Source organism: Opitutus sp. sgz309028, from assembly GCF_059821195.1.
This window is the reverse complement of sequence record NZ_JCAMRR010000001.1, coordinates 1,474,397-1,490,767: the sequence shown is the minus strand read 5'-3', so window position 1 is coordinate 1,490,767 and position 16,371 is coordinate 1,474,397. Positions and strand designations below refer to the sequence as shown.

The 16,371-nt window shown below is 66.1% G+C and carries 8 protein-coding genes; 2 read left to right on the top strand and 6 right to left on the bottom strand.

Features of this window, described 5'->3' with window-relative positions:
* Nucleotides 1–40 precede the first annotated feature (40 nt).
* The 6 genes from AC6RV7_RS05665 to AC6RV7_RS05640 all read right to left on the bottom strand — a co-directional run bounded on the left by AC6RV7_RS05665 (nucleotide 41) and on the right by AC6RV7_RS05640 (nucleotide 9,127).
* Nucleotides 41–1,186: a cellulase family glycosylhydrolase gene (locus AC6RV7_RS05665; RefSeq protein WP_500092935.1), complete on the bottom strand. Its 1,146-nt coding sequence runs from the start codon at nucleotides 1,184–1,186 to the stop codon at nucleotides 41–43.
* On the bottom strand, nucleotides 1,183–3,060 hold the full coding sequence (locus AC6RV7_RS05660) for a glycoside hydrolase 5 family protein (RefSeq protein ID WP_500092934.1): 1,878 nt from the start codon (nucleotides 3,058–3,060) through the stop codon (nucleotides 1,183–1,185). The genes AC6RV7_RS05665 and AC6RV7_RS05660 overlap by 4 nt, the downstream gene beginning before the upstream one ends.
* Nucleotides 3,057–4,829: a sodium:solute symporter family transporter gene (locus tag AC6RV7_RS05655; protein WP_500092933.1), complete on the bottom strand. Its 1,773-nt coding sequence runs from the start codon at nucleotides 4,827–4,829 to the stop codon at nucleotides 3,057–3,059. Before AC6RV7_RS05655 ends, AC6RV7_RS05660 begins: the two co-directional genes overlap by 4 nt.
* A 10-nt stretch (nucleotides 4,830–4,839) precedes the next feature.
* On the bottom strand, nucleotides 4,840–5,886 hold the full coding sequence (locus AC6RV7_RS05650) for a hydroxyacid dehydrogenase (protein WP_500092932.1): 1,047 nt from the start codon (nucleotides 5,884–5,886) through the stop codon (nucleotides 4,840–4,842).
* A 20-nt stretch (nucleotides 5,887–5,906) separates the two neighbouring features.
* Nucleotides 5,907–7,916, bottom strand: a complete 2,010-nt coding sequence (locus tag AC6RV7_RS05645; RefSeq protein ID WP_500092931.1) for a DUF2264 domain-containing protein — start codon at nucleotides 7,914–7,916, stop codon at nucleotides 5,907–5,909.
* Between the two features lie 170 nt (nucleotides 7,917–8,086).
* Nucleotides 8,087–9,127, bottom strand: a complete 1,041-nt coding sequence (locus AC6RV7_RS05640) for a LacI family DNA-binding transcriptional regulator (RefSeq protein WP_500092930.1) — start codon at nucleotides 9,125–9,127, stop codon at nucleotides 8,087–8,089.
* 274 nt (nucleotides 9,128–9,401) lie between these two features.
* Here AC6RV7_RS05640 and AC6RV7_RS05635 point away from each other — a divergent pair, with 274 nt between their 5' ends.
* Both AC6RV7_RS05635 and AC6RV7_RS05630 read left to right on the top strand, forming a co-directional pair.
* Nucleotides 9,402–13,334, top strand: a complete 3,933-nt coding sequence (locus AC6RV7_RS05635) for a TonB-dependent receptor plug domain-containing protein (RefSeq protein ID WP_500092929.1) — start codon at nucleotides 9,402–9,404, stop codon at nucleotides 13,332–13,334.
* A gap of 281 nt (nucleotides 13,335–13,615) precedes the next feature.
* Nucleotides 13,616–16,339 carry a glycoside hydrolase family 2 protein gene (locus tag AC6RV7_RS05630; protein WP_500092928.1) on the top strand — a complete coding sequence of 908 codons (2,724 nt, stop codon included), beginning with the start codon at nucleotides 13,616–13,618 and terminating at the stop codon, nucleotides 16,337–16,339.
* The last annotated feature ends 32 nt before the right edge of the window (nucleotides 16,340–16,371 follow it).

Here is a 16,371-nt window from a genome sequence, read left to right as displayed (position 1 = left end):
GCGACTCAAGGGGCGTCGACCCGCGACGCCTCCTTTGGGTTTAGCTGCGTTGCAGCAGCGTCAGCAACTCACGGTCAAGTTGGTGGCCGTGCCAATCTTCGTAAGCAACGTCGTCGCGCTCGGTGTCGAGAATGCCGAACTTGCTGCCACCGAGAAAATCCCAGAGCGCGAATCCGATGCCGAGGTCGCGGCAAACGCCCAACACGTCGCTCAGCCACGCGCGATATATCGGCGCGGGCAATCGATGCGAGCCGCCGGTCTCGCCCATATGCACTCCGAGACCCTGCGCGAGAATCTGCCGCCACGGTGCGTAGTAGCGCTCGAGGCGCTGCCGATCCCACGCATAGCCGGCGTCGTCGGTCGCGCCCGGCCATTTCGGCTTGGGCCAGTCCGCGCGGTCCTGCATCCAGTCGACCTTATAGTGACTGAGGATGCCCGGAATATAGCAGTGCACGCTCTGATGCACGCCGAGCGGGATGAGCTCGGGCACGCAGAGATTCCCGGCGCCGGCGCCGTCGGCGATGACGATGCGATCGGGGCTGACGCGCCGGATTGCCGCGACGGCGGGCGCGATCGCGTCGTGATAGATTCCGCCGTTGAAATCGTCGTTGGGCCACGGCGCCTCGTTGAACAGATTGAAACTGAGCTGGTCGGCCGCGCTCCCGCGATAACGCCGCGCGAAGTGATCCCAGTGAAACGTGAACGCGTCGACCGCCGCAGCGTCCCGCCAGAGGACGAACGGCTCGTCGACGTTCTTGCCGACGCGGTAGCCGGGCGCGTGATGAAAACAGAGGCAGATGTGAACACCGTGCTTCTCGCCATAGCTCACGGCGTCGTCGATCAACGCGAGCACCTGTTCGTCGACCTGAAACGCATCGTCGGGTGTGATGCTTTCGCCGCGGCGCGTCTTCTTTTTGAGCCACGTGCGGTAGCTCATGGGAATACGGACGAAGTCGAAGCCCCAGTCGGCGATCCAGCGGAAATGATCTTCGTCCGGTTTCGCGAGCTCGCCGCCGGCACGGTAGAGATACTGCAGGTTGAAACCTCGCCAGCGCGGTAGCGCGTTGCGAGAGGTGGCGCTCGCGGGCTTCGCTTCCGCGAGTTGCGGGGTGAGTCCGAGCGCGAGCCCGGCGCCGGCGGTGCCGGCGAGTTTCAGAAAATCGCGGCGACTGGTCGGAGCGCTCATGGCAGGTAGGCGAGCTCGACGCGACCGATGGCCTGTGCCGCATCGGCGTCGGCGGAGAGTTCGATTTCGACGCTGCCCGTTCTCGGCTCGTCGAGCGCGAGCTGGAAACGGGCGCGTCGTCCCTTGTCGTAGGCGGTGACGTTCGGTTTCAGTTCCATGCGCGCGCCGTGAGCGTCGTGCAGAAAAACGCGCGGCGGAATAGTGGCGGCGAAGACGTTGAACGTTATTTCGCGGAGTGCTCCAGGCACGCGGTAAACGAGCGAAGCCGGTTGCGCCGGATCTTCGCGCCCGGCGAGGGCGATGTCCTCAAGATACGCGGAGTGCGCGTAGGCTTTTTCGATGCGGACGTTCTTTGAGTCGGGTGCAAGTTGGCCGCCGTCGAACAATTCGTCGACGAGCCAGCATCGGTCGGGTGTCAGCGGGCCGAGGGTGTTGGACGGCTGCGACGTGCCGGCAGAGTTGCGCGCGAGCACGCGATAGAAATAGGTGCGGCCGACCTCGGCGGTGGTGTCGCAGAAGAGCGGCGCGTAAACGATGAGGTGATCCTGCACGCCGCGCGCGAGCGTTGTCCACGGACCGTCGGCCGTCGTGGCGCGCTGCACGTCGTAGTCGGTCGCGCCGGTCGAGCCCTGCCAGGTGAGGTGCCCGACGTCGGCCGCCGGAAGCAGGCGAGGTGCGTCGGGGATTTCGACGGCGGGCGCGGGCGTGTCCGTTATCCGGCTCGCGTAGTCGCGCAGGATTCCAAGGAGCTCACGTTCGCGCGCGATCTCGGGCAGATAGTTTTCGGGATCGGCGAAGCCCGGCCAGTTGAGATCCTCAAACTGGGAATTGCGATCGCTGTGCTTGTAGAAACCGCCGTCGCGATTGCGAAAACGCAGCGCCCACCAGTTGGCGCCCACGGTGCCGTCGGCGATGACTTCATCGAGCAACGCGCGCAGCGCGGCGGGTTTCGTATACATCGCGACCTCGGTGACGAGGAGCGGCTTGCGCCCGCGCAGCTGGCTGCGGATCAGCCGGAGCGTGCCGGCGGGCGTGTCGGCCTGCGGCAGGTTGACGTAGGTGTGATACGAGACGGCGTCGATGTGCGGGTCGTCGGCGAATTCCTCGTAACGATCGAAGACATCGTTCGGTTTGTTGCGTCCGTCGATCAATAGATGGCGTGGATCGATGGATTTGATATACGCGGCGATGTCGTGGAGCCACGCGCGACGCGCGGGATCGTCGCCGATCACGAGCTCGTTGCCCGTTTGCCATGCGAGGATGGCAGGATCGTCGAGATAACGCCGGCCGGTGAACGCATTCGTGCGCGTGAGCAGCTGGCGCAGCATGTCCTTGAACGCGAGATTGCCGGGGCTGCCGACGTTCCAGAAATCCGCGCCGTAAGTGGTCACGTCGCCGCGGACGTTGCTGTTGTAGGCGACGAGCGGCACGATCAGGCGAACGCCCTCCTCGTGGCAGATTTGGAGGAGGCGATCCAGAACCTGCAGGGCGGACTCGTTGGGCACGACCGGCAGGCGGGAAACGTCGAACGCGAGGGCGGGATGCGGCTCCCGGCCGCAGGTGATGACGAATGTGCGGATCACGCGGCCGCCGAGCTGCCGCACGCTGCGCACGCAATCGCGCAGCTCGAATTCGTTCGGCAGCCGGTAGCGGCCGGCAGGCTGCTCGGTGTCGAAGCGGTAGTTTGTGATGAGCTGAAAACTGTCCGGCATGTTGACCGACACGTAGCGAAATTCGCGACTGCCTTCGACGAAGCGATCACCCTCGCGCGTGACGAACTGCGTCAGCGTTTCGGCGCGAGCCGGCGTGAACGCCGTTGCCAGGAATGCGGCCGGCGCGACCAGACAAAGGGAACGAAAGGAACGTAACATCATGGGGTGGGGGTGAGGGAGGGCGACGCGGCAGGTTCGCGGCGTTGCCGCGCGGAGGGGCGCACGGCGAGGCCGACGGCGATCATGAAACCAGCGCAGAAAAGCAGGCCGGCGCGGCCGGACCAGGAGGCGGAGAACAGCGCGAGCACGGCGATGAAGCCGCCGTAAACGAAACACATCTGGGCGACGCCGCGGTGGCGCCCATGGTCGTCGATGCCCGCCTCGGCGGGCGTGACGTCGGTCGCGACGTGCGCGAAAAATCTCCGGACCTGCGCGACGCGGGCGGGCGATTGGCCGCGTTCGCCGAACAGGAACGCGGCACCGAGAAACCACAGCGAGCCGAGGACGACGTTCGCGATCGTGATCGCCGCGTAATCGTGCAGCCGCGCCCACGCGAGCCAGCTGCCGAGGCCGTCCGCACCGAGACCGAGCGCCCATTCGGTTTTCGGCAGCAGGCTCACGGCCGCGCCGACGCCGCAGCAAACGAGAATCGTCGACCATGCGGCCCAATCGGGCGAGCGCCGCACGAGCAGGCACCAGAACAGCGGCACCGCATAAGGCGTGGCGACGAGCGCGCTGAAATTCATCATCAGCTGAAACACGCCCAAGTCGCGCCACGAGCTGTAGAAGAGCGCCATCATCACGGACAGCGCGCCGAAACCGAGCGTCGTCAGCCGGCCGACGAACACCAGTTCGCGCTCGGGCGCCTGCGGGCGAAACACGGGTAGATAAAAACTGCGGACGAAGATGCCGGCGTTGCGGTTGAGACCGCTGTCCATCGATGACATCGTCGACGAAATGATGCCCGTCACCAGCAGTCCCATCAGCCCGGCCGGGAGACATTGCGCGGCGATCGCGATGTAGGAAATCTCGGCGGGATTCGTCACACCCGCGAAGCCGTCGAGCGGCAGCTGCCGCGCCCGCGCCACCATCGGGGGAATGAACCACACGATGGAGCCGAGGAGAAACAAGAGCGCGCTGAGCGCGCCGGCTTTCTGCGCATCACGCCCGCTTGCCACGCAAAGGTAGCGCGTCGACGAATGGAGCCCGTTGATGTTGGAAATTTTCTCCATCAGGACGGCGATGATCCACCACGGCCCGAAATCGGCGGCGGCGCCGGTGAGGTCCCAGTGCGTCGCGGGCAAATGGTTCACGAACTCGCCGATGCCCCCGATCGACTGCAACGCGGTGAACGCCGCCACGATCGTGATCGGCACGAGGACGAGTGCCTGGATGAAGTCGCCTGCGACGACCGCCCACGAACCGCCCGCGGTGGCGACAAACACCACCACGATGCCGCAGACGAGAATCGTCGCGCGCACATCGAAGCCGAAGAGCGGCGCGCAGAAGATTGCCAGGCCATACAGCCAGATGCCGGCCTGCAGGATTTGAAACGGCACCTGCAGCCAGGTGAACACCTGCTCGTTGGCGCGGCCCAGCCGTTCGCGCACGGCCTCGAGCGCGGTGACGACGCGGGTGTTGCGACACCAACGGCCGAAGTAGGCCCAGTTGAGCAGGAAGCCGAGGGCGTTGGCCCAGTAGAGAATCAGAATCACCAAGCCCGCCTCGTAGGCGACTCCGGCCGCGCCGGTAAACGTCCACGCGCTGAACGCGCCCATGAAGCTCGACGCGGCGACCATCCACCACGCCATGCGCCCGCTGCCGCGGAAATACTCGCTGCTGTCGCGGCCGGTGTGACGGAAGAACCAGCCGATGCTGAGCAGGAAGAGCAGATAGAATCCGATGACCAGGTAGTCGAAAACGGCGAGCATGTTGGCGGCGTCAGGTGGCGCGATCGTAGGCGGCGAGACTCAGGGCGGCGGCGGGTCTTTCGCCGCGGAGAAACGTGCGCAACTGTTCGAGCGCATGTGCACCGCAGTGCGGATAACGATCGAGCGTCGGCCCGGCAATGTGCGGTGACAGCGTCACGACACCGCTCGTCACGTAAGGCGAAGCCCGCGTCACCGGTTCGTTGGCCACGACGTCGAGCGCGACGCGCAACCGGCCCGCGGCCACCTCGCGTTGGAGTGCGGCGTCGTCGACGAGATCGCCGCGTCCGATGTTTACGAATACAGCATCGTCCGGTAGCGCGCCCAGGATCTCGGCCGAAACCGAGTGGGCCGTGGCCGGCGTGAGCGCCTCGCATTCGAACAGCACGTCGGCGCCCTTGAACAACTCCGCGAGCGAGGCGCGGGGCTCCACGCCGGCGGCGCGCATCAGCTCCGATGGCACGCCGGCGGAGTAGGCGGATAGCGAAACGGAAAACGGGGCGAGCAGCGGGAGCAGGGCGCGCGCGACCGCGCCGAAGCCATGGATGCCTACGCGCCGACCGAAGAGCGTTCTCGTGGCGAGTTCCTCGATCCGCCGCGTGGCGGGCGGGCGGGCGATGAAGGCGCGCCAGTGAGCGGCGTTGCGGAGCGCGGACAATGCGAGCAGCAGTCCATGCTCGGCGACCTGGCGCGCGACATTGTCGCCCCAGTTCGTTACGATCCCGCCGCGCTGCAGGAAAAGGCGGGGCACGAGCTTTCGGACGGAGCCGGCCACATGGCAGACGTAGCGCAGCGGGCAGTCGGGCGCGGCGATCCAGTTCTCCGGCAGCGGCGGCGTGCTCCAGCCGGTGACAAGCACCGTGGGGCGGATCCGCGCGAGACGCTCCGGCCAGACATCGCCGGCGAAGTCAGCCTCGCTGAAGCGATGGTGCGGAACGGACAGACCGTCGTTGGGCTCCCGGAGAAAGAGTGAAAGCTCCCGTGCGGTCAGGGCGAACGCGACCAGCGGTGCGTCAGGCGGGTCGTCGGGAGACGAGGTGGTTTCCGAATGAAGGCTCATTAAACAGAGAAGGGGCCGCGTCAGGCGAGTGCCGGCAGCTGGGAATGGCGGAGCGACCAGGAGCCGAGCTGCGGATGCTCGAGCTCCCACGCCCCGTCGCGCGCGGTGACGAGCGACCAGGCGGCGGCTTGGGCCGGATCCGTGCCGGTCCACGTCAGTGCGGCCAGCACCCCCGCATTCTCGGCGCGGCGTCGCACGGCGAGCGGTGTGGCGTGATACGGCGTCGCGAGATGCGAACGCGGTGAGGTGTCGTCGAGACGGACGTCCCACGCCTCGTCGTCGAAACCATGCAGCGGCTGCAAAACCGAGCCGCGTGCGCGATCCGTTGTCCAAGCGGAAAGGATACGCGACGCGTGGGTGCGCTCGCAGCGCGGTTCGCGCAGCGGCAGCGCGTAGCCGCCGAGCCGCAGTGCGACCGGCTGGCGGGCATCGAAACGATGCAGCTGCAGCAGCCAGCCGGCGCGCCACCAGACGAGTGTGTCGACGCCGACGTTGATCTGTTCCGGTGCGTAGCCGAGCGCCCAGCGGTAGGCGAGGTGATCGTCGGCGAGTTCGGTCGCGACCGTCGAGTGACGACCGAAGACGCGGCCGTCCGCGAGCTGGAGCGTGAGCGCGGAATCGGGCGACCAGTTTGTCGGCGCGGGAAAGGCGCACGTGAAACTCGTGCCTGTGCGGTAGGCGGTCTTGCTCCATTTCCACGCACCGTAGCGCAGGTTCACGTGCGAAACCTGCGAACCGGCGTTGAGGAGCTCGACCTCGCCGTCGACGCTGCGCACGACGAGCGCGGCCGGTTTGATCACATGCGCGTGATCGCCGCGTTCGCTCAGGAGCGGTTCCTCGGACGCAGTCCAGAACGGGTGCGACGGCGGCAGCAGCAGCGGTGAGAATCCCTTCGCGGCCCAGTAAGGTGACGCCGCGCTGGTGTAGAGTTCGGCGGATGCGTCAAAGCGGTCGAGCCAGCCGACGGCGAGACAGCCCTGGTCCTGGTAGATCGGATGCTGCAGGAAGAAATCGAGATTGCGCGTGCAGAGCCGGCGGACGCGTCCGAGGGGAAGGTCGCAGCAGTCCTCGAGCACGCCGAGGCCGAACGGCGCGAGGCTGTTGAAGCGGTAGGTGATCGAGCGGCCGAACGCCGGATGTTCGCCGCTGGCGGCGAAGAAATGCTCATAGTGCGCCGTGAACCGTCGCGACCACTCGCGCCACCGCGCGGCGCGTGCGGGATTGCTCTGACCGTAGAGCCGGGCCCACCAAAGGCCGTAGAAATTGAAGGCGTAGGCGTTGTAATAATCGTAAGCCTGGTTGATGCCGTCGGTGAACCAGCCGTCGCCGCGATGCAGGTGTTCGAGGCGATCGAAATAGTCATCGACCACGATCTCGTCGCCGGCTTCGCCGTAGCCGTGCGCGCGCAGGAATTCGATGATGTGAATTCCCATGAAGTAGTGGTTGTTGTCGACGTAGCCGGAGCGCCGGGCCGACGCGAGCCAGCGGGCGACTTGCGCTTGCTCGGCGCGGGTGAGCGGCTGCCAGAGCTGCGCGGGTGCGATCTGCAAGGCCAGGCAGACGAGCCCCATCTCGACGTGCAATTGATGGTAGTTCGCGTCGGGCCCCCAGGACTCCGGTCCGTCGGGCGCGGAGCCGGCGACGAGCGCGGTGCGAAACCACTCGGCCACGCGCTGGCGGAAGGCGTTCGCCGCGTCGGTCGCGGCGCCGGTTTCGGGCGCGCTCTGCAGGTAGTGCGCCGCGAGCAACAGCGGGCGGGTAAACGACTCGAGCCGATCGGCCTGGACACCGTTGGCCGAAGCCGGACCGTGGAGTTCGAGCGAGGCGCGGCCGGGCACGAACAACGCGGCGAGCGGTTCCAACAGCGCGCGTGCCTGCGACTGCCAGTGTCGGTAGGTGTCGGGCACGGCCGCGCTGGCGGAAGGCGTTGGCCCCGCCCGCGCGGTCAGCGCGGCGAGCGAGCGGGGCAGCGAAGCGCCGGCGCCGGCGAGCGCGGCCATTTTGAGAAATTGTCGGCGGGCGAGTTGCATGGGGCGGAAAGGGGCAGACGCAGCCTGACGCACGGGCGCCGGCGACGGACGCGCAACCTAGCGGCGCCGGCGACCGGACCAAGGGCTGCGATTGTCACACAGGTGTCGGAAACGCGCGGAAAAGGAGGAGGCGGGCGCGCGTGCCGGCGCGCCAGTCGGTCCCGTCCGGTTCAGCCGGTCTGCGGACGCAGCGTTTTGCCGGCGAGCCAGCGTCCTTCGACGTGGATGCGCTGCGGGTTTTCCGGGATGCCGCGTTCCTGGCGATGGATCATACCGATGAGGAAATCGACCGCGACGCTGCCGATCTGAACTGAGTTTTCGATGACGCCGGCGAGTTCGGTGTCGGCCGAGGGCAGGAGCGGGCAGGCGACGCCGATTTCGTCCGGCACGCGCCGGCCGAGCGAGCGCAGCACATCGAGGAAATGATAATTTCCGGTCACGATCGCGTCGGGCTGGTGCGCGCGCAGCCACTGTTTGACGGCCCGATGATCCGGATACGGCGCTGGCAGCGGCGGCACGGTGCTGCCGCCGCCGGCGAGATGTTCCTCGACCAGATAACCGGCGAGGTAGTTGTGGTCGGTGCGCAGATCGTGATCGCCATCGAGCGCGAGGCCGATGCGCCGGTAGCCAAGCCGGCGCAGCTCGTGCACGGTCTGTCGCATCGCGCGATATTGTGTGGCGCTGACCGTGTGGAGGTGCGGGGTGGCGAGGCTGTAGCCGAACGTGACCGCGGAGAAATTCTGCCAGGGGAAATCGAGATTCGTCTCGGGCCGCGGCTGCGGACACAGCAGCACGCCCTGCACGCCGCGGGCGGCAAGAATCGACGCGAGCCGCGCGGGCGTCATTCGCGGGGCGTTGAAATCGAAGATCTCAAGCTGAAACCCGTAACGCTGCGCCTGCGCCTTCGCACCTTCGAAATAGTCGCTGAAGTGCGGTCGCAGCGTGCGATCGCGCCAGTCGAAACCGTAGGCGGAGTTGGTCAGCCAGGCGAGGGTGCCGTGAAACGTGGCGGGCCGCTTGCGATTGCGGTAAGCCGCGAGCGCGGAAAGCATCGGATCCGGCGCATAGCCGAGCTCTGTCGCAATTTTAAGGATACGCTCGCGCGTCTTCGGCGGGATGTTCGGATGGCCCTTGAACGCCATCGATACGGTGGCGCGGTGCACGCCGGCCTTGCGGGCGATGTCCTTCTGGGTGACGCGATGCGACTCCACGGTCCACCCCTTGCGGCACCGCGGCGGGGAACGCGAGTTTGTTTTGTCGCGCTCCGGGCCGCGGCGCGCGCGGTCGTCACCTGTGCTACTAGCGGCGGGATTGTGTGGCGGCACGCTTTCGCGCGGTGATGCGCCCGCCATCGCCCGGCGTGCGAGCCACTTCGCTCCTTGCGCCCGGCGGAACCGGCAAACAAACCCCACCTCCCCGCCTGGCGCGGATCGCGCTCTTGCCCGACCAGCGGCTTCGTTTCCGCCCAACCTCATCCCAACGACCATGAACACCGCCACCTCCTCGCCCGTTCGCCGCACCGCGCCCCCGCGGGCGCTGCCGGGCGCGCTCCTGCTGTCGCTCGCCACGCTCGCCGTGGCACAGACCGTGCCGCCCCGCCCCGCCGATCCCGAAGCCGCGGAAGAAATCGTGCAGCTCTCTCCGTTCGAGGTCTCCGCGAGCAGCAACGAAGGCTACCTCGCCACCGCCTCGCTCGCCGGCAGCCGCCTCAAGACGGACCTCCGCGACATCGCGTCGCCGATCTCGGTCGTGACGCCCCAGTTCCTGCGCGACACCGGTGCGCGCAACCTCAGCGATCTGCTCGTCTACACGACCAACACCGAGATCAACGGTATCAACGGAAACTATACGGGGGTCGATCTCGGCAAGGACGGCGCTTCCAGCCAGGACGGCAACCTGCGCAATCCGCAGGGCGGCAACCGCATTCGCGGCCTCGGCAGCGCGGACGTCACCCGCAACTATTTCCCGACCGACATCCCGCTCGATGCCTACAATACGGAGAACATCGAGATCCAGCGCGGCCCAAACTCGATCCTCTTCGGCCTCGGCAGCCCGGCGGGCATCATCAACGGCGCCCTGAAAGCACCCAACGTCACGAAGCAAAAGATCGGCGTCGAGCTGCGCGTGAACAATTTTGGCGGCACGCGCCAGGCGATCGACGCCAACGTGCCGCTGGTCAAGGGCTCGCTCGCCCTGCGGGTGAACGCGCTCAATGAGGACGAGGCGTTCCGGCAGAAGAACACGTCGGCCGACACCACGCGCGCCACGGGCTCGCTGCGCTGGGAGCCGAAGCTCGCGCGTTCCATCTTCACTCAGATCACCGCCACCGTGGAGGCGGGCAAGACCGACTCAAATCGGCCGCGTTTCTCGCTGCCGCTCGACATGTTCAGCAACTGGTTCGATCCGAGCCGGCTCAACAAGCTCACCACCGCCGAGCCGGTGAATCGCGCCACGCTCGCACCCGGCGGCGCCTGGTATCAATACGGGCCCTACCTCAACCGCGATATCGGCGGCGTCGGCGAGTGGTTCGATCAGGAAGGCATGGTGTGGTTCAACCCGTATTCCAGCGCGACCGGTGATCCGAGCAACCCGGCTTTCCCCGACGCCTATCACCAGCGCGGCGGCGCCTACAAGAGCACCTCGCGCATCGGCAACTGGGGTATGATCGCACCGGTAAATTTCTACGACAACTTCCACATGACGCTGAATCCCGGCGTGCACCCGCTGACGCGCAAGGAGACCTTCGCCGGCGATCCCGACCTGCTCGCGCGCATCAATCGCATGGAGGCGATCTCCGGGATGTCCTTCACCGCCAAACCCTGGAGCACCTGGCAGCAGCAGCAGATCACCGATCCGAGCGTGTTCGACTTCTGGAACTACGACCTGGCCGGCCCGAACAACTCGCAATACAGCCGCTACAACGCGCGCAACATCGCGCTCGTGCAGACGTATCTCGACGGCAAGGCCGGCATCGAGCTCGCCTATGACGAGCAGGAATACCGTAACGGCCACATCAACTGGCTGAATAACCCGAACAACATCAACATCGACATCAACCAGAACCTGCGCCGCTCGACCGAGTATTCCGACCCTGCAAAATACGGCCCCGAGATCCCCAATCCCGGTTTCCGCCGTCTCGTCGTTGCCACCTCGACCGACGGCCTGCGCAACCGCGCGGAACGCACCGGCTCGCGCGCCACGGCGTTCTACCAGTTCGATTTCGAGGATCACGTGAAGCGGCCGTGGCTCTCCCAACTCCTCGGCAATCACACGTTCACGGGCAATCTCTCGCGGCAAACCTACGAGAGCCAGTCGCGCTCCTTCAGCCTGCAGACGCTCGGCACCGGCCGCGAGTTGTCGCAGTATATCGCCGCGAACGAGGACTTCATCGGACTCCACTATCTGGATACGCGCGTCGATCCGGCGGTCAGCCCCGGCATTGCGGGCCTCGGCATCCAGCCGCTGTATGCGATCCAGGCGGCGCAACCCGGCGAGGGCACGGTCAACGATCTCTACCTCGACACCCATTCCGTTCCGCGCGTGCCCGGCTACTCTCGCCAGCAGGCGACCGGCATCAACGATTACCGCACGAACGAAACGAACATGTATCGCAACGGCCCGAGCCACCAGGCGACGCGCGTGACCAACCGGGCGTTCATCGTGCAGAGCAAGTTTTTCAACGACAAGGTCGTCGGTCTATGGTCCGTCCGCCGCGACGATTTCTTCCAGCAAAGCAAGGGCGCGACCAGCCGGTTCACGAGTCTCACCGACGCCAGCGGCAAACCCACCGGCGCCACGCCCTATAATCTTGGCACGCAGGTGCAGGCGCCGAACGGCTCGTATCATTCGCTGCCCGATTCGCCCGATTGGATGTTCGATCCGGCCAACGACAAACGCGCGATCGAGACCACGCGCTCGTGGGGCCTCGTCCTGCACTCGCCGGAGTTCATCAACCGCCGTCTGCCTTGGGGCACGCGGCTCAGCTACAGCCTGAACAGCTCGAGCAATTTCCGGCCGGAAAGCCTCAGCTTCGACATGTATCACAAGCCTAATGGCACGCCGTCCGGCATCTCGCGCGATCACTCGGTCCGCATCAATACCCTCAACGGCCGTCTCGACATGCGCGTGACCTGGTTCAAGACGCTGCAGAAAAACGCCTCCTACGGCGGCGGTCCGTCCGGCGCGCAGGTCAAGCAGCAGCTCGCCCGCACGATGAACGGCCTCATGATCGACGCCACCTCGAGCACCGGTATCCAAAATACCACTCCCGAATGGCTCATCAACAAGTGGTTCTTCGGCGACAACTACGATAAGACCGTCGCCGCGCAGCCGATTCCCGAAAACTGGACGAAGGAGAACGGCGCCGCGCTGCTCAACCAGCCGCTGCGCATCCGCCGCGCCGCCGTGCCCGGCGAACCCACCTACATCGCCGAAGGCACGCCGCGCCCGACCGGCGGCGGCACGTATTCGGAACCGCCGATCACTGACGCCGAGCTGCGTTATCGCCGCGAATGGTTCGCCGCCCGCACCGACGAGGAATGGTTCCGCCCGTGGAACATCTACGCCGACCAGGGCCTCAATCTGAACGACGGCTTCCAGCTCGTGCGCACGCCGGTTTCCTCGGCCTCGGCCGCGCCTGCCTTCTTGTGGAATGCCGACGGCGGTCCCGCGGGCTTCGGCAAGACGTCGGACAAAACGTCCACCGGCGTCGAGATCGAGATCGCGGCCAATCTCACGCCCAACTGGCGCGTGATTGTGAACGGCTCAAAAACCAACGCCCGCGACACGAACATCCTCAACGTCGCCGGCGGCGGCAATTTTGCGAAATACTACGAGGCGGTGAAACCGGTGGCGCAGGATGGTTACAGCCCGGCCGACGCGACCGCGACCTATAATTACTGGCAGAAAAAGGGTTTCGCGCACATCGCGCCGTTCGGCGACAACAGCCGCGAATATCTGGGCTACATCTGGACCGACGGCTTCGAGCGCGAATACCTCCAGGCACTCGCGGCCGAGGGCAAGGACGTCGGCGAACTGCGGCAATATCACCTCAACGCGATCACGTCGTATGATTTCACCGAAGGTCGGCTGAAGGGCTTCGGCGTCGGCGGCGCGATGCGCTGGCAGGATCGTCCGCTGCTCGGGTTCAAGAAAACCTTCCTCGAAGCGCCGGTGCTCAACTGGGTCGACGACCTTTCGTCACCGATCTACGGCAAGTCCGAGACGAACTTCGACGCGTGGGTGTCCTACCGCCGGCACCTCACGAAGGACATCGACATGTCGATCCAGCTGAACGTGCGAAACCTGTTTCAAGGCAAGCGGCTCGTCGCCGTCGTCGCGAATCCGGACGGCAGCGTCGGTTCGTATCGCCTTGCGGAAGGCACGACCTGGGAGCTGACGACGCGCTTCGAGTTCTAGGCGCAAACGGCACCGCCAGACGGACGGGCAATAGTAGGGCGGGTCTCCGACCCGCCATTTCGCGCCGATTGTGGGCGAAAGACATAAAGGCGGGTCAGAGACCCGCCCTGCCAGGATACAGCACATTTCACGGCCGGAGTCCGCACGACTCCGGCCGTTTTGCTGTTGGCGAATCGAACGAGTCGGAAGACTCCGCGCTTGTGCGATGAGAAGGCAGAGGCGTTGATGAGCGAGACGGGCGCGGATCTCTCGCGCCACTCGTCCATCAACCCCTTTGCTCCATGAGACTCCTCTGTTTCCTCGCGGCGGTCTGCGCCGGTTTTCCCCTGTTCGCGGCCGCCCCCGCGACGGAGCGGCTGTATTTGTCGGGCCGCGACAGCGCCGACGCCGTGACCTGGGAATTTCGCTGCTCCGCCGGCGCGAAGTCGGGCGTTTGGTCCACGATCCCCGTGCCGTCGAATTGGGAAATGCACGGCTTCGGCACGCTGAGTTATCACAGTCTCACGCCGTCCGAGAGCGGCGAGTATCGCCATCGCTTCACGGTGCCGGCCGAGTGGCGCGACCGCCGGATCAAGCTCGTGTTCGACGGCGTCATGACCGACACGCGCGTGCAAGTGAACGGTCAGCCCGCCGGCCCGATGCACCAGGGCGGATTCTACCGGTTCAGCTATGACGTCACGGACAAGGTCAATTTCGACGGCGAGAACGTCCTCGAAGTGGCGGTCGACGAAACCTCCGCCAACGAAGGCGTCAACAAGGCCGAGCGCACCGGCGATTATTGGAACTTCGGCGGCATTTACCGGCCGGTCTGGCTCGAGGCCGCACCCGCGCAGGCGATCGAACGCGTGGCGATCGACGCACGCGCCGACGGCGCCTTCGCGCTCGACGCGTTTCTCGAGGGCCGCGGCGACGCGGCGCAGGTGGAAGTGCGGGTGGTGGACGCCCTCGGTCGCGAGGCGGCGCCGGCGTGGCGTGCTGACATCGCGGATACAAAAATACGCGTGACCGGCCGCGTGAATGCGCCGCAAGTGTGGAGCGCGGAATCGCCGGCGCTCTACTCGGCGGAAACGCGCCTGCTGGCGAAGGACGGCACGGTGCGGCATGCGCTGCGCACGCGTTTCGGTTTTCGCACCTTCGAGGTGCGGGCGGGCGACGGCTTTTATCTGAACGGCCGCCGCATCGTCCTGCAGGGCGCGAACCGGCACTCGTTCAACGCGGAGACCGGCCGCAGCCTGAGCGAAGCCGATCATCGCGAGGACATCCGGTTGATGAAGGAGATGAATTTCACCGCCGTGCGGATGTCGCATTATCCGCCGGACGAACGCTTCCTCGAACTCTGCGACGAGGAGGGACTCTACGTGATCGACGAACTCGCGGGCTGGCAGAAGAGCTACGACACCGAGGTCGGACGCCAACTCGTCGAGGCCATGATCAAGCGCGACGTGAATCACCCGAGCGTGCTGCTGTGGGACAACGGCAACGAAGGCGGTTGGAACACGGATCTCGACGCGGAGTTCGTGCAATGGGACCCGCAGCGCCGCGCCGTGCTGCACCCATGGGCGACGTTCAGCGGTGTCAACACGGCTCACTACCGGCCGTTCTCGCAACTGGCCACGCTCGTGCAGGGACTCGAGATCCCGCGCGGCGCCAAGCCCGACGCGCCGCCGGTCGAGCATCCGCAGCCGCTGATTTATCTGCCGACGGAATTCCTGCACGGCCTCTACGACGGCGGCATCGGCGCGGGCATGGAAGATTATTGGACGCTGATGCGCAGCGGAAAAACCTTCGGCGGCGGTTTCGTCTGGGCGCTGGTCGACGAGGGCGTGCTGCGTCCCGACACCGGCGAGATCGACGTGAAGGGCAACCAGGGGCCTGACGGCATTCTCGGGCCGCGCCGCGAGAAAGAGGCGAGTTTTTACACCTTGAAGGAGCTGTGGTCGCCGCTCGTCGTGCACGAACGGACGCTGCCGCAAGAGTTCGCGGGAACTTTGTCGTTGAAAAACCGATACAGCTTCACCGATGCGTCGGCGTGCCGCTTCGTCTGGCAACTCCGCCGGCTGCCTGAGCCGGGCGCGACGAATGCGGCGACCCTGGCTTCGGGCGTGACGACGAGCCCCGCGATCGCTCCGGGCGAAACGGGAACGCTGCGGTTGGAACTGCCCGCGAACTGGCGCGAAGCGGACGTGCTCGCGCTGCGGATCGAGGATCCGCGCGGACGCGAAGTGTGGACCTACACGTGGCCGCTGCCGGGCGTGCAGCGTTTCGCGCAGCTTTCGGAAACGACGCCGGCGAGTGGCGTTCGCGCGGTGACGATCGGAAAAGCAGGCGCGCTCGATTTTGACGACGTAGCGCGCGGCATGCGTCTGCGGCCGGCGGGTGGCGCGGCGGAGTTGGTGGCGAGCGACATGCGCGAGGAGAACGGCGACCGGATCGTGACGCAGCGCTACACGGGTGGATTGAAAACGGTGGAATGGCGCCTGCGGGCGAACGGCTGGGTGGATTGCACGTATGAAGTCGCCGGCGTGAAGGGCGCGACGTTCCAAGGCGTGAGCCTGGACGCGTCCGACGTGGAAGTGCGCGGCAAAAGCTGGGTCGGCAACGGTCCGTATCGCGTGTGGCAGAACCGGCAGCGCGGCGTCACCTTCGGCGCCTGGGCCAATGCCTACAACGACACGATCACCGGCTGGCGCGGTTTCGTGTATCCGGAATTCAAGGGCGTGTTCTCCGACGTGCGCTGGCTCACGCTCGAGACGAGTGCCGGCCGGTTGACGGTGGTGCCGAAAACCGCGGGCCTTTACGTGCAAGTGATGAAGCCGGACGAGCCGCCCGCCGAGCTCGTCGCGAAAACGGCTGCCGCATTGCCCGACGGCACCTTATCGTTGCTGCACGTGATTCCCGCGATCGGGACGAAGTTCACGCGCCCTGAAGAAGGCGGTCCGCAAGGCATCGCCCCCGACGCGCAGGACACCTACCGCGGCAGCTTCAGCTTGCGCTGGGAAAAGTGAGCGGTTCGTCGGCGTAGACGCGCACGGCGGAT